This is a genomic window from Streptomyces sp. NPDC002088 (assembly GCF_040296605.1).
Taxonomy (GTDB): Bacteria; Actinomycetota; Actinomycetes; order Streptomycetales; family Streptomycetaceae; genus Streptomyces.
In genome coordinates this window covers 326,893-348,291 of record NZ_JBEOXO010000007.1, presented here as the reverse complement: position 1 = coordinate 348,291, position 21,399 = coordinate 326,893, and the positions used below count along the sequence as shown (strand labels likewise).

General features: G+C 70.8%; 19 protein-coding genes and 1 riboswitch. Of the genes, 10 read left to right on the top strand and 9 right to left on the bottom strand.

The window, feature by feature from the left end; translation table 11 throughout:
• Positions 1-3 precede the first annotated feature (3 nt).
• Entirely contained in the window at positions 4-420 is a 417-nt protein-coding gene (gene icmB, locus ABT114_RS18095; RefSeq protein ID WP_351143578.1) for a coenzyme B12-dependent isobutyryl CoA mutase small subunit, read from the bottom strand.
• 438 nt (positions 421-858) lie between these two features.
• Here icmB and ABT114_RS18090 point away from each other — a divergent pair, with 438 nt between their 5' ends.
• The gene (locus ABT114_RS18090) at positions 859-1,728 is read left to right on the top strand and encodes an esterase/lipase family protein (RefSeq protein ID WP_351143576.1); all 870 of its coding nucleotides are present in this window, start codon (positions 859-861) and stop codon (positions 1,726-1,728) included.
• Positions 1,729-1,993: 265 nt separating this feature from the next.
• Positions 1,994-3,487: a M23 family metallopeptidase gene (locus ABT114_RS18085; RefSeq protein WP_351143574.1), complete on the top strand. Its 1,494-nt coding sequence runs from the start codon at positions 1,994-1,996 to the stop codon at positions 3,485-3,487.
• 87 nt (positions 3,488-3,574) lie between these two features.
• Here ABT114_RS18085 and pcrA read toward each other — a convergent pair whose 3' ends face one another.
• Positions 3,575-6,061 (bottom strand): DNA helicase PcrA, encoded by a 2,487-nt coding sequence (gene pcrA / locus ABT114_RS18080; protein WP_351143572.1) that lies wholly within the window; start codon positions 6,059-6,061, stop codon positions 3,575-3,577.
• Positions 6,062-6,167: 106 nt separating this feature from the next.
• Entirely contained in the window at positions 6,168-7,256 is a 1,089-nt protein-coding gene (locus tag ABT114_RS18075; protein ID WP_351143570.1) for a ScyD/ScyE family protein, read from the bottom strand.
• Between the two features lie 252 nt (positions 7,257-7,508).
• A riboswitch (cyclic di-AMP (ydaO/yuaA leader) is annotated at positions 7,509-7,680 on the top strand.
• 8 nt (positions 7,681-7,688) lie between these two features.
• Between ABT114_RS18075 and ABT114_RS18070 the strand changes: the two genes are divergently transcribed.
• Together ABT114_RS18070 and ABT114_RS18065 are read left to right on the top strand one after the other, a co-directional pair.
• Entirely contained in the window at positions 7,689-8,837 is a 1,149-nt protein-coding gene (locus tag ABT114_RS18070; protein ID WP_351143568.1) for a C40 family peptidase, read from the top strand.
• Positions 8,838-8,980: 143 nt separating this feature from the next.
• Entirely contained in the window at positions 8,981-9,973 is a 993-nt protein-coding gene (locus tag ABT114_RS18065) for a tellurite resistance/C4-dicarboxylate transporter family protein (RefSeq protein ID WP_351143566.1), read from the top strand.
• Here the strand turns inward: ABT114_RS18065 and ABT114_RS18060 are convergent.
• Complete coding sequence (locus ABT114_RS18060; protein WP_351143564.1) at positions 9,951-10,304, bottom strand: hypothetical protein; 354 nt, start codon at positions 10,302-10,304, stop codon at positions 9,951-9,953. The two genes, ABT114_RS18065 and ABT114_RS18060, sit on opposite strands and share 23 nt — an antisense overlap.
• Positions 10,305-10,773: 469 nt before the next feature.
• Here ABT114_RS18060 and ABT114_RS18055 point away from each other — a divergent pair, with 469 nt between their 5' ends.
• Both ABT114_RS18055 and ABT114_RS18050 read left to right on the top strand, forming a co-directional pair.
• The gene (locus ABT114_RS18055; RefSeq protein ID WP_351143562.1) at positions 10,774-11,841 is read left to right on the top strand and encodes a C40 family peptidase; all 1,068 of its coding nucleotides are present in this window, start codon (positions 10,774-10,776) and stop codon (positions 11,839-11,841) included.
• A 99-nt stretch (positions 11,842-11,940) separates the two neighbouring features.
• Positions 11,941-12,708 (top strand): hypothetical protein, encoded by a 768-nt coding sequence (locus tag ABT114_RS18050; protein ID WP_351143560.1) that lies wholly within the window; start codon positions 11,941-11,943, stop codon positions 12,706-12,708.
• A 31-nt stretch (positions 12,709-12,739) separates the two neighbouring features.
• On the opposite strand, the gene ABT114_RS18045 is transcribed toward ABT114_RS18050, so the two are convergent.
• A complete protein-coding gene (locus ABT114_RS18045; protein ID WP_351143558.1) occupies positions 12,740-13,456 on the bottom strand; it encodes a LuxR C-terminal-related transcriptional regulator in 717 nt (238 codons plus the stop codon).
• On the bottom strand, positions 13,453-14,781 hold the full coding sequence (locus tag ABT114_RS18040; protein ID WP_502988337.1) for an ATP-binding protein: 1,329 nt from the start codon (positions 14,779-14,781) through the stop codon (positions 13,453-13,455). The genes ABT114_RS18045 and ABT114_RS18040 overlap by 4 nt, the downstream gene beginning before the upstream one ends.
• Positions 14,782-15,031: 250 nt before the next feature.
• Between ABT114_RS18040 and ABT114_RS18035 the strand changes: the two genes are divergently transcribed.
• Entirely contained in the window at positions 15,032-16,561 is a 1,530-nt protein-coding gene (locus ABT114_RS18035) for a PspC domain-containing protein (protein ID WP_351143554.1), read from the top strand.
• A complete protein-coding gene (locus ABT114_RS18030) occupies positions 16,548-16,790 on the top strand; it encodes a hypothetical protein (protein ID WP_351143552.1) in 243 nt (80 codons plus the stop codon). The genes ABT114_RS18035 and ABT114_RS18030 overlap by 14 nt, the downstream gene beginning before the upstream one ends.
• A gap of 25 nt (positions 16,791-16,815) precedes the next feature.
• Here ABT114_RS18030 and ABT114_RS18025 read toward each other — a convergent pair whose 3' ends face one another.
• Together ABT114_RS18025 and ABT114_RS18020 are read right to left on the bottom strand one after the other, a co-directional pair.
• On the bottom strand, positions 16,816-17,343 hold the full coding sequence (locus ABT114_RS18025; RefSeq protein ID WP_351143550.1) for a DoxX family protein: 528 nt from the start codon (positions 17,341-17,343) through the stop codon (positions 16,816-16,818).
• 222 nt (positions 17,344-17,565) lie between these two features.
• Positions 17,566-18,843, bottom strand: a complete 1,278-nt coding sequence (locus ABT114_RS18020; RefSeq protein WP_351143548.1) for a hypothetical protein — start codon at positions 18,841-18,843, stop codon at positions 17,566-17,568.
• Between the two features lie 200 nt (positions 18,844-19,043).
• Here ABT114_RS18020 and ABT114_RS18015 point away from each other — a divergent pair, with 200 nt between their 5' ends.
• Complete coding sequence (locus ABT114_RS18015; RefSeq protein ID WP_351143546.1) at positions 19,044-19,967, top strand: DUF4429 domain-containing protein; 924 nt, start codon at positions 19,044-19,046, stop codon at positions 19,965-19,967.
• Here ABT114_RS18015 and ABT114_RS18010 read toward each other — a convergent pair.
• Positions 19,964-20,758 carry a class II aldolase/adducin family protein gene (locus ABT114_RS18010; protein ID WP_351143544.1) on the bottom strand — a complete coding sequence of 265 codons (795 nt, stop codon included), beginning with the start codon at positions 20,756-20,758 and terminating at the stop codon, positions 19,964-19,966. The genes ABT114_RS18015 and ABT114_RS18010 overlap by 4 nt on opposite strands.
• 169 nt (positions 20,759-20,927) lie before the next feature.
• Between ABT114_RS18010 and ABT114_RS18005 the strand changes: the two genes are divergently transcribed.
• A complete protein-coding gene (locus tag ABT114_RS18005; RefSeq protein ID WP_351143542.1) occupies positions 20,928-21,395 on the top strand; it encodes a pyridoxamine 5'-phosphate oxidase family protein in 468 nt (155 codons plus the stop codon).
• Positions 21,396-21,399 lie beyond the last annotated feature (4 nt).

Here is a 21,399-nt window from a genome sequence, read left to right as displayed (position 1 = left end):
CCGCTACGCTCCGGCGGGTTGCCGTACGTTCGCCCGCACCCAGTCCACGATCGACGCCGTCGTCGCCCCGGGCGTGAAGATCTCCGCGACGCCCTTCTCCTTGAGCGGCGGGATGTCCGCCTCAGGGATGATCCCGCCGCCGAAGACCAGGATGTCCTCCGCGTCACGCTCCTTGAGCAGGTCGATCACCGCCCCGAAGAGCGTGTTGTGTGCCCCGGAGAGGATGGACAGCCCGATCGCGTCGGCATCCTCCTGGATCGCGGTGTCGACGATCTGCTCGGGAGTCTGATGGAGCCCGGTGTAGATGACCTCCATGCCGGCATCGCGCAGCGCCCGCGCGATCACCTTGGCCCCACGATCATGGCCGTCGAGCCCCGGCTTGGCCACTACGACGCGGATCGGACCGGCTGCCACACCCATCACTGCCTCCATGAAGCGACTGCATCCATCCCTACCGACAAGTACCGCACACGCCAGACCGCCGGGGAAGTGAACGAACGTTATCGCCAACATCCCGTAACCGGCGGTTTCGCGGAGGACACCGAGGGGGAAATCACACGATGGGACACGTTCGCCGCGCATCGTTCCGAGTCTCCGCGGCCCACGCGCCGCATGCCCTGCGGCCGAGGGGCGAGGAGGGAACCCGCGCACGGGAGCCGCAACGAGGTCGCCGGTACCACCGCGCCGCAAAACCGCGCGCCGTGGCGGTGCGGCGAGTCGACGCAGGAACGCCGGACACGCAGGGCAGCAGGAAACGACAGCGCACCCGGCGCACCCGCACCGACAGCCTCCGCCGCGACTTCCACGAGAGCACACGGGGGACAGAGCCGTCCTCCGTGTGCCGACAGGAGGTCGGCCATGAAGGTCACCCGGGCACTGCCGCCCTTACTGCCCCTCTGTCAGTGGCTGCTGCCGACCAGACTGGCGGGATTCTCCGTCGCCCTCCTGAAGGCCACCGCCCTGGAGGTCGCGATCCTCGCGGGACACCTCCTCCTTTATCCCTCCGGCATCGCCCAGGAGCGGCGCACGTCGGCCGCCCCGGACACCCCCCAGCTCCCGGCCCGGCCCGACCACCCCCCCGTCCTCCTGCTCCACGGCTTCATCGACAACCGCTCCGTGTTCGTCCTGTTGCGCCGCAGCCTCGCCCAGCACGGCCGCCACCGGGTGATGTCACTCAACTACTCGCCGCTCACCTGCGACATCCGCACCGCCGCAGAACTGCTCGGCCGACACGTAGAGGAGATCTGCGAGCGCACGGGCAGCGGGCAGGTCGACATCGTCGGGCACAGCCTCGGCGGCCTGATCGCGCGGTACTACGCCCAGCGGCTCGGCGGTGACCTGCGCGTCCGCACGCTGGTCACGCTCGGCACCCCGCACTCCGGCACCCGGGCCGTGCCACTGGCGAACGCGCACCCCATCGTGCGCCAGATGCGCCCCGGCTCCCAGGTCATCGAGGAGCTGGCGCTACCCGCCCCCGGCTGCCGTACGCAGTTCGTCAGCTTCTGGAGCGACCTCGACCACGTGATGGACCCGCTGGAGACCGCCTGCATCGACCACCCGGACCTGCTGGCGCAGAACGTGCGGGTGAGCGGGATCGGACACCTCGCCCTGCCCGTACACCCGGCCGTCGCGACCGGGATACGGCAGGCCCTCGAGACCGCACAGCAGCCGGCATCGGACGCCGCCGCCGACACCGCCGCGCATGCAGATGACCTGACCGTGGCATAAGAACACGACGGAAATAGCAGACATATAGCGCGCTTCGCCCTGACAGTGGCCCACCGCGGCCGGCTTACCGGGGCCTGAGGGCACCTCGAACTCGAACAATCTTCGAACGCAAAGCCAAACTCGTGCCCGCAGTCCCCCGAAACACGGCCGAATGCCCGTTTCCTGCGCGCACGAAACCTGCAGAAGATTGTCGCGCCCGCATACCGACGGGTACAGTCACCGCACTGCTCTGGCAGCCCCTGTTGTCGAGGCGAAAGAGAAGTTGGTGAACGACCGTCACCCGTCGGGGACCATGACCACCCCGGCTCCGGCTTCCGACGCCGCCTCGGCGCACTACGCGTCGTACGGCACCCAGGAAGCCCAGTACGGTGACTTCACCACGTACGGCGGCGGCTATGACGCGAACGGCTTCGCAACGGGCAGCTTCGACACCGGTGCCCAAGCCGCCACGGCCTTCGCGACCGACCCCCTCTTCGGCGACCTCCCGGGGGACGCTCACGGCGTCGGCTCGTACGACACCGGCCACAACTCCGGTCACAGCAGCGGCTCGTACGACGCGGGCCAGTGGTCGACCGGCGCGCACCAGACCCTGAACTACGACCCGTACGCGGCCCAGCACCACGCCGCCTACGACACGGGCGCGTACGACACGACGACCTGGTCCGCCGACTACCAGCAGCTGTCCGCCGTCCCGCAGCAGGCCACGGCCTCCGATGTCTCCGGCTGGGGGTCCCCCCTCTGGGGGAGGGACGCGAACACCTGGCTGCAGCCGGACCAGTCCAGCACTCCGGCCGACCGGACCCAGCAGTGGGAATGGGGCACGCAGGTCTTCGACACCGGCGCGTACGACGCCACGCAGTGGAACACCGACGGCGACGAGTCCCCCGCCTCGGACGACGAACCGGCCCCGGCAGAGGGCGAGTCGACCGACACCGGCGAACTCCCCTCCGTAGCGCCTCTCCTTGACGACCAGGAGGAGGCCGTTCCGCTCCCGGCGCCGCGCGCGGCGTCCCGCGGCGCGTCCCGTTCCCGTCGCCGTACGCCCCCGAAGCGCTCCGCGCTGCTCACCGTGGCCGTGCCCTCGGCGTGCGTGATGGGTGTCGCCGGGATCGCGGCCGCCTCCGTCGGCACCCTGACCGACGACGGCAATGACACGACGGCGTCCGCCTCGGACGCGCAGGCGGTGAAACCGTCTGCCGCCAACAACAAGCTGGACACCCAGCTCGAGAGCCTCTCCGCCGGCGCCGACGACTTCGCCGACCGGGCCAGCCGCACGCAGGAGCGCATCGACCTCAAGGCCCAGCAGGAGGCCGAGAAGAAGAAGGCGGCGGCGGAGGCGGCCCGCAAGGAGCGGCTGCGCCCGAAGTACGCCCTTCCGGTCGAGCAGAAGGGGCTGAGCGCCTACTTCGGCCAGGCCGGTATCAACTGGATGTCTGTGCACACCGGCATCGACTTCCCGGTCTCGTACGGCACGACCGTGATGTCCGCGACCGACGGCACCGTCCGTACGCAGTGGAACAGCGCGTACGGCAACATGATGATCGTGACGGCGAAGGACGGCACGGAGACGTGGTACTGCCACCTCTCCAGCTACCGCGTCGCCTCCGGCACGACGGTGAAGGCCGGCGACCCGATCGCGTACTCCGGGAACTCGGGCAACTCCACCGGTCCTCACCTGCACTTCGAGGTACGGCCCAGCGGCGGCTCGGCGATAGACCCGCTCCCGTGGCTGCGGAGCCACGGTCTCGACCCGACGTAAAACCCAGCAGTAAGGGCCGGCGGTGAGCACCGGCAGTAAGTACCAGGGAGCCCCCGGCATGTGCGCCGGGGGCTCGACTCATGACCGCTAGAGCTTCTCCACCGGCGCGTATCGCAGCAGCAGCCGCTTCGGCTTCGTGTCCCCGAAGTCGATCGTCGCCTCGGCGTTCCCGCCCGTGCCCTTCACCCCGACGACCGTGCCGAGCCCGAACTGGTCGTGTGTGACCCGGTCGCCGACGGCCAGGGACACCACCGGCTTCTCCGAGGCCCTGCGCGTGGCGAAACCGGACGCGCCCGACGCCGACGAACGCGAACGCGAGGACGACAGCGAGGCCGCCAACCCCGAGGCCGGTCCCGAGGACACCGGCGCCGTGGCGCCCGTCCGCTTCCACTCCAGGTGAGCGGGCGGGATCTCCTCCAGGAAGCGGGAGGGCGGGTTGTACGACGGCTGCCCCCAGGCGCTGCGCATCGCCGACCGCGTGAGGTAGAGCCGCTCACGCGCGCGGGTGATGCCAACGTACGCCAGACGGCGCTCCTCCTCCAGCTCCTTCGCCTGGCCGAGGGCGCGCATGTGCGGGAAGACGCCGTCCTCCATGCCGGTCAGGAAGACGACCGGGAACTCCAGGCCCTTGGCGGTGTGCAGGGTCATCAGCGTGATGACTCCGGAGCCGTCCTCGTCCTCGTCGGGGATCTGGTCGGAGTCGGCGACCAGGGCCACCCGCTCCAGGAAGGCGGCGAGCCCGGTCGGCGTCTCGCCCTCGCCGGCCTCCTGCTCGAACTCCAAGGCCACCGCGGCGAGTTCCTGGAGGTTCTCGATGCGGGTCTCGTCCTGAGGGTCGGTGGAGGCCTGCAACTCGGCGAGGTAGCCGGTACGTTCGAGGATCGCCTCGAGGACGGTCGCCGGGCCCGCGCCGGAATCGACGATCGTACGGAGGTCCTCCATCAGCGTATTGAACCGCTTGACGGCGTTCGTCGACCGCGCCGCCATGCCGTACGCCTCATCGACGCGCTTCAGCGCCTGCGGGAAGCTGATCTTCTCGCGCTGGGAGAGGGCGTCGATCATCGCCTCGGCGCGCTCGCCGATGCCGCGCTTGGGCACGTTGAGGATGCGCCGCAGCGGGACCGAGTCCTCCGGGTTGGCCAGGACGCGCAGGTAGGCCAGGACATCCCGGACCTCCTTGCGCTCGTAGAAGCGGACGCCGCCGACGACCTTGTAGGGCAGGCCGACGCGGATGAAGATCTCCTCGAAGACACGGGACTGGGCGTTGGTGCGGTAGAAGACGGCGACGTCACCGGCCTTCGCCTGGCCCGCGTCCGTGAGGCGGTCTATCTCGTCGGCGACGAACTGCGCCTCGTCGTGCTCGGTGTCGGCGACGTACCCGGTGATGCTCGCGCCCGCGCCCGCGTTGGTCCACAGGTTCTTGGGACGGCGGGACTCGTTGCGCTCGATGACGGCGTTGGCGGCGCTCAGGATGGTCTGCGTGGAGCGGTAGTTCTGCTCCAGCAGGATCGTCGTCGCGTCCGGGTAGTCCTCCTCGAACTGGAGGATGTTGCGGATGGTCGCGCCACGGAACGCGTAGATCGACTGGTCGGCGTCACCCACGACGCACAGTTCGGCGGGCTGGAGGTCGTGCTCGGCGGGCGGCACGTCAACGGGGTGTTCGGACGTGCCGACGAGCTCACGCACCAGGGCGTACTGAGCGTGGTTCGTGTCCTGGTACTCGTCGACGAGTACATGGCGGAAGCGGCGGCGGTAGTGCTCGGCGACGTCCGGGAACGCGCGCAGCAGGTTGACCGTCGTCATGATCAGGTCGTCGAAGTCGAGGGCGTTGGCCTCGCGCAGCCGCGACTGGTACATGGCGTAGGCCTGGGCGAGGGTCTTCTCGAAGCCGTCGGCGGCCTGGGCGGCGAAGTCCTCCTCGTCGATCAGCTCGTTCTTCAGGTTGGAGATCTTGGCGCTGAAGGACTTCGGCGGGAAACGCTTGGGATCGAGGTCCAGGTCGCGGCAGACCAGGGCCATCAGACGCTTGGAGTCGGCGGCGTCGTAGATCGAGAAGGAGGACGTGAAGCCCAGCTTCTTGCTCTCGCGGCGCAGAATGCGCACGCACGCGCTGTGGAAGGTCATCACCCACATCGCGTTCGCGCGCGGGCCGACGAGGTGCTCGACGCGCTCCTTCATCTCGCCCGCGGCCTTGTTGGTGAAGGTGATCGCGAGGATCTGGCCCGGATGCACGTTCCGCTCGCCGAGCAGGTGGGCGATGCGGTGGGTGAGGACGCGCGTCTTGCCGGAGCCGGCGCCGGCCACGATGAGCAGTGGGGAGCCGGAGTGGACGACGGCGGCACGCTGGTTCTCGTTCAGCCCCTCCAGGAGGGCGGCCGGGTCGACCGCGGGGCGCGGGGCACCGTCGCGGTAGTACGCGTCCCGGTCCGGCGGCACGTCGAACTTCCCGCCGAACAGGTCGTCCGGAATCGGCTCCGATACGTGCTCGTCCTCGGGCGGAGGCGGGGGTTCCTCCCCATGGGCCCGGGGGGCCTGGAGATCCGCCAGGAAGCTGTCGTCAAAGAGGCTGCTCATCGCTCTCCGAGTCTAGGCCGCCCCACCGACAACCCGCCGCCACCCTGAGAACATCCCCGGAATCGAGTGACGGGGATCGGGAGCCGGGGACCGGGGACCGCGGGTCTCAGAAGCCGAGGATCTTCCAGACCTGCCCGCCCGGCGTCTTCCTGCCGTCCAGGACGGTTCCGTCGCGGTCCGCGATCGACCAGGCGGAGACGTAGACCTTGCCGTCGTACGGATCGACGGCCACGCCCGCCGGGAAGGGCACCTGGACGTTCGTACGCTTGCCGCCCGAGACCTTCGTCACCCTGCTCGCGAAGAGCTGGCTGACGTACAGGTCGCCGTCGTCGTTGAAGGCGATCCCGGTGATCGAGCCGAAGCCGGACTTCCAGCCGAGGATCTTTCCGGTCCGCGGGTCGACCTTCCACACGCGCGCGGTGGGCTTCTCCGCCTCGCCGTTCAGCTCGCCGACGTAGAGCTTGCCGTCGGGGCCGAGCGCGAGGGACGTCGGGACGGCCTGGTGCCTGTCGTGGTCGGGGAAGACCGTGAAGGGCCGGGCCTTTCCGGACGGGTCCACCACGACCAGGTCGTTTCCGGCGGCGTCGGCGACGATCTTGCGGCCGTCGGGGAGGGCGAGGACGGCGTACGGGTTGGATTCGACCGTCGCCTTGTGCGGGTTGTACTTCTGTTCGACGGCGGTGACGTCCGCGGCGATCCGTGCCGTGCCATGGTCGACGGAGAGCAGTTTCCCGAGCGTGTTCCAGGGCGGTCCGGTGGGAATGCCGGCCTCCGGCGGGGCGTAGGTCTCGACGGCCCAGACGCAGCCGTCGAGCGCGGAGACGCCGTCCACACCGGTCGCGAAGCCGCCGTCCGGTGCGGCGCCTGACGGCAGCCCTTTCACCACCCGGTAGTGGTGCCATGCGCCGCCGTCCCAGTAGATCTTGGTGACCGCGGACGAGAGGCCGACGCAGGTTTGGCCTTCTTCTCCCGCGCCGACGCACTTCTTGCCGCCGCGGCCGGCTTCGGCGACGTACACGTGCCCGTCGTCGTAGGAGAGCTGGCGCGGGTTGTCGAGGCCCTTGGCGATGACGCGGATCACGGGCTTGGCGCCGGCGTGTCCGCCCGTGGCGCCGGCGGCGCTCGCGGGTGCGATGCCCGCGGTGACGGCGAGCGCGACCGACGTGCCGACGACGAGTGCTGTGCGCTTCCTCATGGCCGTACCTCTCTCCCCCGCCACGGCACCCGACCGTGGCTGACTGGAAGCTAGCGCGACGAAGCGGGCGGACGTCACCACTCCGGACAAGTCACCACAGATCACTCCAGATTGGCCACGGCAAGCAATGCCCTGGCCTTAGGTCACGAAAATGTATCGGGCATATCGCCCATCAACCTTCACAGGCGCCACACGAGTTGGCTACCGTGCCGAGCAGGCCGCACGACCCCCACCGGCGAACGTCGCCGGGCCGCGCGGCCTCCGCCGAGTCCGGTACGCCCGCACGGCGACCGGAGCCGGGGACCCAACCGAGACCCGGGGTGAATCGGCCCGACTCCCCATGGGAGACAGGCCGTAGGGCAACCCTTCCGATCCATCCGCCCGAACCCGACAGCTAACCCGGTAGGCGGAGCGTGGAAGGAGTCGCCTCCCTTGGCGTCGCACCGCAAGTCGCGTCCCGCAGGTACGCGCGTAGCCGGCATACGAACCCCCGCCCTCGCCACGGCGGCCCTCACCTCCGTCGCCCTGCTCTCCCAGACGGCCAACGCCAGCCCCTCGGCCGACGACGGCAAGCCGAGCCTCGAAGAGGTCGAGAAGAAGGTCGACGACCTGTACCGCCAGGCCGAGTCGGCGACCGAGAACTACAACGCGGCCAAGGAGAAGACCGCGAAGCAGCGCAAGCGCGTCGACACCCTCCTCGACAACGTCGCCCAGCGCACCCAGAAGCTCAACGAAGCGCGCGAGGAGCTTGGTTCCTTCGCCGCGGCGCAGTACCGGACCGGCGCCACCACGGCCGACACCGCGACCTTCCTGCTCGCGGACTCGCCGCAGGACTACTTCGACCAGGCCCAGCTGATGAGTCGCCTGACCTCGCGCCAGAAGGACGCGGTCGATGACTACGTCACCGAACAGGCCGCGACGATGAAGCAGCGCCGGGAGGCCACCGAGAGTCTCGAGACGCTCACCGACTCGCAGGACGACCTCAAGACAGCCAAGGCGACCGTGCAGGAGAAGCTCACGGACGCGCGCGTGCTGCTGTCGCAGCTGACCGCCCAGGAGAAGGCCCGGCTGGCGGAGATCGAGAAGCAGAAGCAGGAGGAGGCCGCGCGCAAGGCGGCGGAGCTCGCGAAGCAGCAGGCAGCAGCGGCGGCTGCGGCTGCTGCTACGGAGAGCACGACATCGAGCTCGGGCTCGTCCTCCTCGTCCTCCTCGTCCACCTCGTCCACCAAGGCCGAGAAGGCGCTCGCCTTCGCCCGCGCGCAGATCGGCAAGCCGTATGTCTGGGGCGCCACGGGCCCCGACTCCTACGACTGCTCCGGCCTCACCCAGGCAGCCTGGAAGGCCGCCGGCGTCACCCTCCCGCGCACCACCTACGACCAGGTGAACGCCGGCACCACCGTCTCCCTCGCCGACGCGCAGCCGGGCGACCTGGTTTTCTTCTACGACGACGTCAGCCATGTCGGCATCTACATCGGCAACGGCATGATGATCCACGCCCCCAAGCCCGGCGCGTACGTCCGCGAGGAGTCGATCTACTACGACGGCGAATCGGGGATCCACAGCGTGGTGCGTCCGGCCTGACCGCCGACTGCGGTGCGGCACGCGCGCGTGGGGGAGCACTGGTCCTGAGGGAGCGTGGTGCTGTGCCTGCGCCCGCGCGTATTTTCGGGCGCCCGCGCGCGTGCCCCGCTCGCAACGCGCGCGGTGCTCCTTAGCATCGGCCCATGCCCCGCTCCTCCTCTCCCCGCGCCTGGTGGGCGCAGCGTCCGCCGGCGGCCGGGGCCGCCGTGCTCGCGACCGGCATCCTGTCCGTCGGTCTGCAGCTGTCGGGGTACGAGGTCCTGTCCCGGATCGCCCTGGTGCTCGCCTGCGCCGCCTGGCTGGCGCTGGCGGCGGACTTCGCTCTGCAGCTGCTGTGGGAACGGGAGAAATGGGTGCGCCGGGCGGGCACGCCCGCCGCACTCACCTCGGTCGCCGCCACCACCGTGCTCGGCACCCGTTTCTCCGCACTGGGCCGGCACACCCTCGCCGAGGCGCTGCTGGCGCTGTCCGTGGTGCTGTGGCCGGTGCTGCTCGTCGACGTCGTACGGCACTGGCGGCGGCGTATGCCGGGGACGGTGTTCCTCGGGTGCGTCGCCACGCAGGGGCTCGCGGTGCTCGGTGCCACCCTCGCCGGGGCCCTGTCGACGGCCTGGCTCGCGCGCGCGGCGATGGTGCTGTTCTGGCTGGGGATCGTGCTCTACGGCTTCGCCCTGGCCTACTTCGACCTGCGCCAGACCGTCGAGGGGGCCGGCGACCAGTGGGTGGCCGGCGGGGCGCTCGCCATCTCGGCGCTGGCGGGGGCGAAGCTGATCTCCGCCCAGAGCGCGAGCCTGTACCTGTGGAACGACGACAACCTCGGCGTCCTGCGCACCGTGACCGTCGCCCTGCTCGTGCTCGCCCTGTGCTGGTACGCCGTCCTGCTGGTGGCCGAGCTGCTGCGGCCGCGACCACGGCTGCGCTACGACGTGCGTCGGTGGTCGACCGCGTTCCCGACGGGGGTGACGGCGGCGGCGACGCTGTCCGTCGCCTCGGCCGTCGGCGTCCCATGGCTGAAGGGGCTCGGGGAGGTGCTGCTGTGGGTCGCCGTGGCCGTGTGGCTCGCGGTCGCCGCGGCGGCGGTCCGGGCGGCCTTGGTGGCCGTCCGTGCCGATGTCACGTCCACAGCACCGCGATGAAGATGTTCGCCGTGGTCAGCAGGCCCACCAGGCCGAACAGGCCCTTGTCCACCTTCTCGTCGTCCCGCTTCACGTAGACGAGGCCCAGGATCACGATCAGCAGGGCCAGCTTCACGCCGATCTTGATGTTGTTGACCGGATGATCGTCGGCCTGGTCGAGGCCGACCAGGATCACGCCGGTGACCAGCATTGTCGCCGCGCCGTGCAGCATCGCGGGGACGAAGCGGGCGGTGCCCTGGCCCATCGCCTTCATCTGGGTGAGGAAGCCGCCGAGGAGCGAGGCGATGCCGATGATGTGCAGGCCGACGAAGAGATGGATGAGTACGTCCATGAGGCCGGAGCCTAACCAGGTCCGCTTGAGCCCTCCGACACCGGCCCACCACATAGGACAGCGCCTGCATATATGCGCCCCATAGCACCATGTCACCCGAACGTGTCCAGGAATCCCGACATCGGTCATCACACTGCGTGAAGTTGACGGCTCCGCGCGCGGATCACGGTCACCTGAGGTCACCATTCGGTCCGCTCGCGCCAGTTCCGCACATCGCGTTACCAAGCCGACACAGACAGGCCTAGCGTCCTCCCCCAGGTGACCGGCTCCCCACCGCCGCCCGGGCCAGGGGCGGCAGTCGGACACCACCGCCGAGAAGGTCCGGCGGCGGCCCTCTCCCCCCTGTGCGGGCCGCCGCCGGACGCGAAGACCGCCCCGGGCGGCCATGCATCCGCTCTCCCGGGCGGCCGTACGTCCGCTTGGCGGCCGTACGGACCCGGCGGTCGTACGAAAGGACGTGCAAGTCCACGTGGCAGCGCACCGCAAGCCCCGTCAGCGCTCGCTCAGCGGCAATACGGCCCGTACCGCCGCCACGCTCGCCCTTGCGGGCGCGGCGACCGCGACGGCCTTCGACGGGACCGGACACGCCGAGCCGAATCTGACACCGTCGCAGGTCAAGGCCAAGGTGGACAAGCTGTACCAGGAGGCCGAGGCGGCCACCGAGAAGTACAACGGCGCCAAGGAGAAGGCGCAGGCGGCCGAGGAGCGGCTGGAGACGCTGCAGGATGAGGCGGCCCGCCGGGAGGAGCGGCTCAACGCGGCGCGGGACGCGCTGGGTTCGGTCGCCGCCGCGCAGTACCGCGACGGCGGCATGGACCCCGCGCTGCAACTCGCGCTCTCCGACAACCCCGACCAGTACCTCGAGGGCGCCGCCCTCGCCGAACGGGCCGGCGACCGGCAGGCGGGCGCCGTCGCGCGCGTCCGCAAGCAGCTGCGGGAGATCGAGCAGTTACGCGGGGCCGCGCGCGTCGAGCTGACCTCGCTCAGATCGCGGCAGGCGGAGCTGCGGCGGCACAAGCAGACAATCACCGGAAAGCTGGACGCGGCACGTCAGCTGCTGTCCCAGCTGACGGCCGCGGAGCGCGCGCGACTGGGCGGCGCCGACGGCACGGGCCGGGCCTCGCGGGCGTCGGCGGCCGGACGCGACAGCCTTCAGGCGCCCGGGGCCGCGACGGCCGCGGCGCCCAACTCCCGTGCGGCGGCGGCCGTCTCCTACGCCTACTCGAAGCTCGGCAGCCCCTATGTGTGGGGCGCCACCGGCCCGGACGCCTTCGACTGCTCGGGCCTCGCCCAGGCCGCGTACCGCGACGCCGGCATCTCCCTGCCACGCACGACGTACGCGCAGATCGACGCGGGCCGCCGCGTCTCCCGCTCCGAACTACTCCCGGGCGACCTGGTGTTCTTCTACTCGGGCATCACTCACGTCGGCATCTACGTGGGCAACGGACAGATGATCCACGCCCCGAACCCCTCGGCACCGGTACGGCTGGCGCCCATCGACGAGATGCCGTTCGCGGGGGCCACGCGGGTCGCGTGACGTGGCCGCAAGAGGCACAAAAGGTATGAAGGGCGTTAAGGGCTCGAAGGGCAAGAAGGTGCGCTGAGGGGGGGGCAAGAGCCGCTCGGGGATGGCCTGATGAGGCCGGGCGGGGCGGCGCGGGACTGGCACGAGCGCGGTGGCACGGTAGCGTCGGCGCGCGAAGCGGCAGTGGGCCGCCCGTACGCCGTCCGCGGTTCCGCCGCCGCCCCGGCGCCGTCCGAGAGGGTCCCGATGTCCCGGTCCATGCTGCCGCCGCCTCCGCCACCACCTCATGTCCGGACCTGGCCGGACCGGGGAGCGCTGCTGGCCGACCGGGGGCGGGCACTGGAGGAACTGAGGCGGCGCAGCCTCGGTGTGCACCGGGTGCTGCTGCTGTGGCTCCTCGCGCTCGCGGCGATCATCGGCTGGTCCCTGCTGGTGCTGCCGCTCCAGCAGATCGAGGAGGAGGACCCGACGGGTTTCCTCCTCGGTCCCGTGTTCGTGATCCTCGGCCTCGCCGCCCTCGCCCCGCCGGTCATCGCCGTCGCCCTCGCCATCCGCCGGGACAGCCAGATACGCCGACTCCTCGACGCCTGGCTCGCCCTGGACAGCCACCCGCCGACGGACGCCTGTCTACGCTCCCCCGGCCTGAGCCTCTTCTGGCTGCTCTCGTCTCTCGCGGTCTGTGCGACCGGCCTGTGGGCGTCCCTCGCGGCCTCGGCGGGCGCGGAGCCCGGCCGCTCGGCCTACAACGATGTGGCACTCGGGATGGGCATCGGCACGATCCTGTGGCTGACGGGCCTGATCGGCGTGGTGAAGGCCGTACGGCATTACCGGTGGGCGCTGCGGGTGCTGGGGCCGGCGCCGGCGCCGGGGCACCGCTAGGGACGACCTCCGCGGCCCCGGCGCCCGCAGCTCACACCAGCCGGCGCGCCGTCGCCCACCGAGTCAGCTCGTGCCGGTTGGAGAGCTGGAGCTTCCTGAGGACGGCTGAGACATGGGACTCGACCGTCTTCACCGAGATGAAGAGTTGCTTGGCGATCTCCTTGTAGGCGTAACCGCGAGCGATGAGCCGCAGCACCTCGCGTTCGCGCTGGGTGAGGCGGTCGAGGTCCTCGTCGACCGGCGGGGCGTCGGTGGAGGCGAAGGCGTCGAGGACGAAGCCCGCCAGTCGCGGGGAGAAGACCGCGTCGCCCTCCTGGACACGGAAGACGGAGTCGACCAGGTCGGTGCCGGTGATCGTCTTCGTCACGTATCCCCGCGCGCCGCCACGGATCACGCCGATCACGTCCTCCGCCGCGTCCGAGACGGACAGGGCGAGGAAGCGGACGGGCTGCTCGGCGTCGGTCATCAACGGGGCGCAGCGGCGCAGCACTTCGACCCCGCCGCCGCCCGGGAGATGGACGTCGAGGAGGACCACCTCGGGCCGCGTCGCGGTGATGACCGTGACCGCCTGGTCGACGTCCGCGGCCTCGCCGACGACCTCGACACCGGTCTCGTCGGTCCGTCCGATCTCGGCCTGTACACCTGTACGGAACATGCGGTGGTCGTCGACGAGAACCACGCGCACGTGGCGCCCGGCCGCCTGCTGTTCCGCCCCCGCGGTACCGTTCGCCCCGGTCGGGTCGCTCATGACGTCTTCTCCGCCCTCTCCATCTCCAGCTCGACCTCCGTGCCGCCGCTCGGCACCGCCCGCAGCCGGGCCGTGCCGCCGTGACGCTCCATGCGGCCGATGATCGATTCTCTGACGCCCATGCGGTCGGTGGGTATCGAGTCGAGGTCGAAGCCGGGACCGCGGTCCCGGACGGACACGAAGACCGTCTTTCCCTCGACTTCGGCGTAGACCTGTACGGCGCCGCCCTCGCCACCGTACTTGGCGGCGTTCACCATTGCTTCCCGCGCGGCCTGCATCTGTGCGCCGGTCCTCTCGTCGAGCGGGCAGTCGCCGACGACGACCACCTCGATGGGGACGCCGTGCTTGTCCTCGACCTCGGCGGCGTTGCGCCGCACCGCGTCGGCGAGGGTGGTCGGCTCGTCGGCCTCGTCCTTGCCGGTGCCCTCGGGTTTGTAGAGCCAGGTGCGCAGATCGCGCTCCTGGGCGCGGGCGAGCCGGCGCACCTCGCTCGCGTTCTCCGCGTTGCGCTGGATCAGGGTCAGGGTGTGCAGCACCGAGTCGTGGACGTGGGCGGCGACCTCCGCACGCTCCTGGGCGCGGATGCGCATCAGGCGCTCCTCGGAGAGATCCTGGGTCATGCGGACTAGGTAGGGCCCCGCGAGGAGCGTTATGCCGACGAGGACCGCGAGGGCCGCCTGGAGCACCGAGCCGAGGTGGGCGGCGGAGCCCTGGAGCACGAAGATGCCCGAGACGCCCGCGGTGACCAGCAGCACACCACCCACGGCACGCAGCAGGCTCAGCGTGCGCCGGCGGCGCCCGACCTCGACCCAGCGGGCCCGCCGGGCGTTGTCCGCCTGGCGCCAGACAAGAGCGACGCCCGCGCCGACCAGGACGGCCGGCAGGAGATACGCCTTGGCGCCGTTGCCCAGGTTCACACTGCTGACGAAGACCATGGCCACGGCGACCATGAGCAGCAGAGCGACGATCTGCCCCTTGTCCGGCTTGCGGGCGATGAGTCTGCGGCGGCCGTCGGGCGAGGTCTCGGCGCTGACGAGGGACGGGGGCTTCTGGCCGCCCACGCCGCCCACGCCGAGGGGGACGAAGAACCAGAACGCGGCATACAGCAGGGCGCCGAGGCCGTCGGCCATCAACAGGCCGACGAAGACGAGCCGCACCCAGATCACGGGCAGTCCGAGATGCCCGGCGAGCCCCCGCGCCACGCCTCCGAGCCAGCGTCCGTCGCTGCTGCGGTAGAGCTTGCGCGGGGGCCGCGGTTCGACGAGTGGCGCTGCTGCGGCTTCCGGCATGCCAATGATGGTCACACGAACGGCGGACCAGGGCATCAGGGTCGAGCCCCGAGACTCCCCTGATCTCCGGCGCGGATCTCCGGCAGGCCGGACCCCCGGGGCCGTCTCGCGGGCCGTCTCGCAGCTCCGTCGTCTCACGAATCCATCTCGCAGGCCGTCTCGCGGTCCTGTCTCTCCGGCTCGCGGTCCGTCGAACGCTTCCCCGCCGCGGCTCAGGGCCGATATCAGGGGCGGGCCAGGGTCATCCCGACTGCCGCGGCGGCGGCTCGCCCGGCACCATGGACTCATGACTGATCACCAGCACGCCGCGGACGCCGTGCCCGACGAGAACGCCTCGTCCGGCACGGACGCCGACACGGCCACCGCAGGTGAGAAACCGCGCGCACGCGAGCAGGCAGGAGCGGGGGAAAGGACGAGCGTGGCCGAGGAGGCGGTGATGGCCGGCTTGACGGGGAGGGCCGAGGAACCGACTCCGGGCAGCGGAGCCGGGAAGAACACGGACGCCGAAAAGCCCTCGGAAGCCGAGGAGTCCGAGGCGTCTGGGACGCCCCACGGATTCCGGCGTGATCGGCAGTACAAGACGCTCGCCGGGGTGTGCTCCGGGCTCGGGCGGCACTTCGACATGGATCCGGTGATCTTCCGGATCACGCTCGCGGTGCTCGCCGCGACCGGCGGCATCGGCCTGATCTTCTACGGCTTCGCCTGGCTCCTCGTCCCGTACGAGGACGAGGAGGAGAACGAGGTACGCAAGCTCCTGACCGGCCGTGTCGACGGCCAGGCGCTGGCTGCCGTGCTGTTCGCGCTGGTCGGCTGCGGGGTGTTCCTGTCGATGCTGAACAACGGCAGTGTGCTGGCCTTCGCCGTCGTCCTCTCCTTCCTCCTCGCGGGTGCGGGGTACTGGTCGCAGCGGCGCGGCGCCTCCGACCCCGATCCGCTGGCCGCCCAGGCCGTGGCCGACGCACCACCGGAGGCCCAGGCGCCGCCGGTCCCGACCGCCTACCCGTCCTGGTGGCGCGACCCGATCGTCAAGGACGGAACGCATGTCGGTGGCACGGGCTATCTCTGGGGCCCCCGGGACTCGCGCGAGCGCGACATCGCGGCGGCCGTCAACATCAGCCTCGGCGCCCATGGAAGCAGCCACGCCGACATACGCTCCCCGGGCGCCCGACAGCCCAGGCCGCGCGGGCCCCGCTGGATCGGCGGTTGGATCTTCCTGCTCGCCCTGCTCGCGGCTGGTCTCGGCACGGGCCTGACCTGGCAGGACCAGCCGCTCGGCACGAGTCTGCAGACGGGACTGGCCGGTGCGCTCCTCGTGTTCGGTGTAGGCATCGCGGTCAGTGCGGTCCTGGGCCGTACAGGGGCGGGGTCGGTCTTCCTGGCGATCGTCACGGCTGCCCTGCTCGCGGGGGCGACGGCTCTCCCCAAGGACATCGGCACGCATTGGATACGCACGACGTGGCGGCCCGCCGCGGTGGCGGACGTCAAACAGAAGTACGACCTCGGGAACGGCGTCGGGACCCTGGACCTGTCCCGGCTGGACCTGGCCAAGGGCCGGACGGTGTCGACGGACGCCAGTGTCGGGGTGGGCCGGCTGCGGGTGATCCTGCCGCCGGACGTGACCGTGAAGCTGAACATCGATGTAGGGGTGGGCGACATTCAGTTGCCGGGCGACGAGGCGAAGGACGTGGACGTGGAACCGGGCAAGCACAAGCAGGTGACCCTGCCCCCGATCTCGGGCGGCACGAATGCCGGCACGCTCGACCTGGATCTCCAGGTGGGCGTGGGACAGGCGGAGGTGACGCGTGCTGCGTCATGAGTTCCAGCCGGGGAAGCTGGTCGCGGGGGTCTTCCTGATCGTCGCGGGCACCGTGTACGCCGGTGACGCGGGCGGGCTCTGGGACACCCCGTGGTTCGTGATGATCCCGCTGGTCGTGGGCGGCCTCTGCCTGGCAGGTGCCGTCGGGGTCCTGGCCAAGGGCATACGCAGACGCCGTGGCCGGGACCGGAGCCTCAGCGGGGAGACACAGCAGGAGGCTCCGGTCTGACCGGGCGGGCGCCGAAAACCGCCGGCTACAGGTACCCGCCACCTCGTCGCCGCCGTGCGCGTAGGGCGGCGTCCAGGGAGAGCATGGGGGCGCCCGCGAGGACCAGGGGCAGCCAGGCCATCAGGTAGGCGAGGTCGTTGCCGAAGTAGTAGGGGTCGGTGGACCAGCTCACGGTCAGCCAGAGGCTGAGGGAGATCAGCGCGCCGCCGAGCGCGGCGAGGCGTGACAGGAGGCCCAGCAGGGTGCCGATGCCGACGGCGAGTTCACCGAAGGCGATGGTGTAGCCGAAGCCGACAGGGCTCTTCAGGGCAAGGTCGACCAGGGCCGGGATGGCCGAGGAGTCGCGGACGGCGCGCATCGTTTCGCCGATCGAGCCCGTGCCGGAGGCCTTCATGAAGGCGCTGTCGGTGAGTTTGTCGAGCCCGGCGTAGATGAAGGTGACGCCGAGGAAGACGCGGAGTGGGAGCAGGGCATAGCGGGAGGCGGTGTCCCGCCAGGATCGGCCGCTGTTGAAATAAGGGGAGTGCGTGTCCGTACGAATGCCGTGAGTCATCGCTCGTAGCCGCCTCTCGCCGCGCTGACGTGGCCCCTCGACAGACCATACGTACGAAACGGGCGTCCCGCTCAACCCCGTCGCCGCCAATTCCCCGGTTCCACCCCAGCGGCACACCCGGCCGACGCATCCGCCAGGCCGACGCCCCTGTCTGGCAGCCCGTCAGTCCGTCCGTCAGTCCGTCAGTCCGTCAGTCCGTCAGTCCGTCAGTCCGTCAGTCCGTCAGTCCGTCACATCGATCTCGTACCGGTTGGTCTCCACCCCGGCGGCGGTGACCACCTGTACCTCCACCCGTCCCGGTTCCACGTCCGCCGGGACGGGGACGGTGAGGAGGGCGTCCGTGGGGTTGCTGAAGCCGCCGGTGACCGGGACCAGGGGGACATGGACGTGGACCGGGCCGATGCGGACGACCATCCGGGACAGCCGGTCGGCCCCCTGGGCGCCCGGCGGTACGAAGCCGGCCCCGCGGATCTCGATGTCATCGCCCGTGCGGATGGGGGCGTCCAGGTCGCCGGCCTCACGGGACCGTACGACGGAGAGGACCACCGGGCGGCCGCCCTCGGCGTACTTGCCGGCCAGGTAGGTCGCGGCCGACACCAGGACCACCACGGCGAGGCCCCAGGGCAGGTCGGGCAGCTGGTCGGGGCGGCGGGCCAGCCGTACCGCGGCGAACAGCAGGGCGACCGCACTGATCACGACGTACTGGATGTCGGCGAAGGTGCCGCGCCCGGCGTCGTCGGTCAGCAGGTCGGCCGCGCGTGGGCGATACGCACGCACCTTCTGCAGCTTCTGTCCCAGCACCCGCAGCCCGACGACCCGGCGCACCAGTACCGCGATCCCGCACACCACGGCGAGTACGGTCACGACACCCGCCCCGCGGGCGAGTTCGAAACCGGAGATCAGCGCGTCGCGCTCGGCGTGGCCGGAGGCCGAGGCCAGTCGGCCCACCAGCACGAGGACGGCGTAGGCCACGAACAGCACCCAGGCCGCCGCCACCGCACGTGAGGTGGACAGGCGGTTGTCGTCGCCGATGACGGGGGCCAGCGCCCCGCCGCGTGCCCGGTGGAACCACGACGCGGCGGTCAGTGCACCGGCCACCACCAGTGCCGCCAGCAGCCCGGCCGTGCGGGCCGTAGTCCAGCCCGCGCCGATCGCCGTCAGCGACTGTGCCAGCAGCAGCGCGACGACCGTCCCCCACACGGCGCAGGCGGTGCGGCGCCACAGCCGGGCCAGCCAGGCCCCGCCCTCGGCGCGGCCGCGTTCGGCGACGGCTTCCGCGGACTGCGTCAGCTCCTCCGAGACCCACTGGCGGGAGGCCGAGGCCGAGTGCGCCACGGCCGCCGGCAGGCCCTGCCCAGCGGCGAACTCGTCCCGCTTCACCAGGAATTCGGCGACCGCGCGCCGATGCCCCTCACGGGCCCCGTGTGGGCAGTCCCCGCAGGTGCAGCCACCCGCGTGCGCGCCCGCTTCCGCGCCCTGTCTCGCCTCCTGCACCGCCACGCCCGACGCCCGCCTTCCCGCGACCACAACCAACCGACCGGCGGCTCTCCGCAGAGCCCGGACACCGCCGCCGGTCTTCGAACAACTCCCCCGCGACGTCAGCGAATTGTGCCCTACGGCACACGGTGTGTGTCCGGCAGGTCTGGTCAGGGCGGGTGAAGCGCGGTCGGCCGTGTTGACCTGGCTGCGAGAATTTCCGTATGGCCGAGATCATCCAGCGTGACGGGACCTGGGCCTTCGACGGCACAACGGTCCGGATCACGCCGGGACTCCACCGCTCCGTGCCGCTGTTCCGGCAGACGTACGGGGAGGTCGCCGTGCCGCTCGAAGCGGTCGCGGGTGTCGTCTACGAGCCGGAACGCAAGCGCGGCCGGCTGCGTATGCGGCTGCGCGAGGGGGCCGATCCGCTGCTCCAGGCGACGGGGGGCCGGCTGCCTGATGCGGCGGATCCGTACCGGCTGGTGGTGGACATCGACCGTTCCGGGGTCGCCGAGTACGTGGCCGAGGAGATCCGGCACGCGCTGCTGCTCGATCAGGTCCCCAAGGAGCCGACCAAGGCCTATCTGCTGCCCGGACCGCCGGTTCCGGTCTCGGTGCGGTCCTCCGACGGGACGGTGTCGTTCGACGGCAGCCAGGTGCGTATCGACTGGTCCGACACCTCCGACCGGGTCAAGCGGGCCACCGGGCCGCGGATCATCGCCGTCGGCGATCTCGTCGACGTCGAGTGGCTGCCCAACTCCGGTTACGAGGACGGCTTCCTGCGCTTCGTCACGCGCGAGACGGCGTTCTCCAAGCTGCCGACCGAAAAGGACCCGTACGCCCTGGACCTGTGGGGCAGCGCCCGCCGCGACCTGCTCACCGCGCTCGTGGCGACCGCGGTCACCGCCCGGCTGCCGCACCCTTCCGCCCGCACGGGCGGCGCGTACGCCGACCGCCCTGCCGACCGCCACGTCGGCCGCCCCCGGCATCCGGGGCCCGCCGTCCCGCCCCAGGCCGACCACCACGACGTGCTCCTGCGTCGTCTGCGGGAGCTGGGCGAGCTGCACCGGGACGGGGTACTCACGGACGAGGAGTTCGCGATGACGAAGGCGGCCGTACTCAGCGGGTTCCAGCTGGATCGCTAGCTCAGCAGGTCCGGTTCGCTCCGGCTGATGTCCTGCCACATCGGCTGGTAGTTGATCCAGGCCACCAGGTCGCCGCCGAGCTGCTCCCGGGTCGCCACCGCCATCTTGTGGTCGATGGGCATCGGCCGGCCGGCCGCCTTCGCCAGCAGCTGCACCTGGCAGGACCGTTCCAGCGACAGGAACCACCAGGCCGCCGCGTCCACCGAGTCGCCTACGGTCAGCAGGCCGTGGTTGCGCAGGACGAGTGCCTTGCGCGAGCCGAGCGCGTCCGCGATGCGCCGGCCCTCCTCGGCGTCGACGGCGACGCCGGTGTAGGCGTCGTAGAGGGCGTGGTCCTCGTAGAAGGCGCAGCTCTCCTGAGTGATCGGGTCCAGGAGATCGCCGAGCGCCGACAGGGCGCGGCCGTGCACCGAGTGGCAGTGGGCGACGGCGACGACGTCGGGGCGGGCGGCGTGGACCTGGGAGTGCACGGTGAACGCGGCCTGGTTCACGTGGTAGCGGCCCTCGATCACCTGCCCGTCCTCGTTGGCCAGCACCAGGTCGCTCACCGTGACGTGCTTGAACGGCATGCCGAACGGGTTGACCCAGAAGCAGTCGGTGAACTCGGGGTCGCGTGCGGTGATGTGCCCTGAGACGCCGTCCTCGAAGCCGAGCCGCCCGAAGATACGCAGCGCACCCGCCAGCCGCTCCTTGCGGTGCCTGCGCTCGTCGTCGAGCGAGTCGTGCATCGGCGGCATCGCGAACTGCAGCTGGTCCGTGGGCAGGGGCAGGGGCGGGGTGGGCCCGTGCATAGGTCCTCCAGCACTGAGTTGCTTTACGGGGCGGAAGTTACCCTCGGTCAGCGCAGGAGAACAGGGATGTCGTGCAAAGAAGACGTGCGCAGCAGAAATTCGGCACCGCGGAGGCCGTGTCGCGGATACCGGACAGCGGGTGTCCGGTATCCAGGGAAGACTGGCGTGTATGAACTGGGCAGATTTCTCCGCGGCGGAACCTGATCTCGCCAGAACCGTAGAAGAGCGGTTCGGCGCCTTCACGCATCACGTTCTCGCGACCCTGCGCAAGGACGGCTCCCCGCGCACCAGTGGCCTCGAGGTGCGCTTCCTGAACGGCGAACTGTGGCTCGGCATGATGCCGGGCTCGCTCAAGGCGCTCGACCTGCGCCGCGACCCGCGCTTCGCGCTCCAGGCGAACCCCGGGGAGGGCACCGGGATGGGCGGCGGGGACGTGCGGATCAGCGGGCGTGCGATCGAGGTGGACGACCCCGCGACGAAGGGCGCGTATGTGAAAGAGGTGGAACCGCCGCAGCCGTTCCACCTCTTCCGCACCGAGCTGACGGAGGTCGTACGGACCTACGTCGAGGACGACACGCATCTGGTCGTCCAGGTCTGGCAGCCCGGAGAGCCGGTGCGGGCTCTCAAGCGGACCTGAACCC

What these genes read in the sequence shown, in the direction of transcription:
- ABT114_RS18025 (WP_351143550.1), bottom strand. Translation starts at nt 17,343, where the DNA reads ATGACTCACGGCATTCGTACGGACACGCACTCCCCTTATTTCAACAGC.
- ABT114_RS18010 (WP_351143544.1), bottom strand. Translation starts at nt 20,758, where the DNA reads ATGCACGGGCCCACCCCGCCCCTGCCCCTGCCCACGGACCAGCTGCAG.
- ABT114_RS18005 (WP_351143542.1), top strand. Translation starts at nt 20,928, where the DNA reads ATGAACTGGGCAGATTTCTCCGCGGCGGAACCTGATCTCGCCAGAACC.
- ABT114_RS18015 (WP_351143546.1), top strand. Translation starts at nt 19,044, where the DNA reads ATGGCCGAGATCATCCAGCGTGACGGGACCTGGGCCTTCGACGGCACA.
- ABT114_RS18075 (WP_351143570.1), bottom strand. Translation starts at nt 7,256, where the DNA reads ATGAGGAAGCGCACAGCACTCGTCGTCGGCACGTCGGTCGCGCTCGCC.
- ABT114_RS18040 (WP_502988337.1), bottom strand. Translation starts at nt 14,781, where the DNA reads ATGCCCTGGTCCGCCGTTCGTGTGACCATCATTGGCATGCCGGAAGCC.
- ABT114_RS18045 (WP_351143558.1), bottom strand. Translation starts at nt 13,456, where the DNA reads ATGAGCGACCCGACCGGGGCGAACGGTACCGCGGGGGCGGAACAGCAG.
- icmB (WP_351143578.1), bottom strand. Translation starts at nt 420, where the DNA reads ATGGGTGTGGCAGCCGGTCCGATCCGCGTCGTAGTGGCCAAGCCGGGG.
- pcrA (WP_351143572.1), bottom strand. Translation starts at nt 6,061, where the DNA reads ATGAGCAGCCTCTTTGACGACAGCTTCCTGGCGGATCTCCAGGCCCCC.
- ABT114_RS18060 (WP_351143564.1), bottom strand. Translation starts at nt 10,304, where the DNA reads ATGGACGTACTCATCCATCTCTTCGTCGGCCTGCACATCATCGGCATC.
- ABT114_RS18065 (WP_351143566.1), top strand. Translation starts at nt 8,981, where the DNA reads ATGCCCCGCTCCTCCTCTCCCCGCGCCTGGTGGGCGCAGCGTCCGCCG.
- ABT114_RS18035 (WP_351143554.1), top strand. Translation starts at nt 15,032, where the DNA reads ATGACTGATCACCAGCACGCCGCGGACGCCGTGCCCGACGAGAACGCC.
- ABT114_RS18090 (WP_351143576.1), top strand. Translation starts at nt 859, where the DNA reads ATGAAGGTCACCCGGGCACTGCCGCCCTTACTGCCCCTCTGTCAGTGG.
- ABT114_RS18050 (WP_351143560.1), top strand. Translation starts at nt 11,941, where the DNA reads ATGAGGCCGGGCGGGGCGGCGCGGGACTGGCACGAGCGCGGTGGCACG.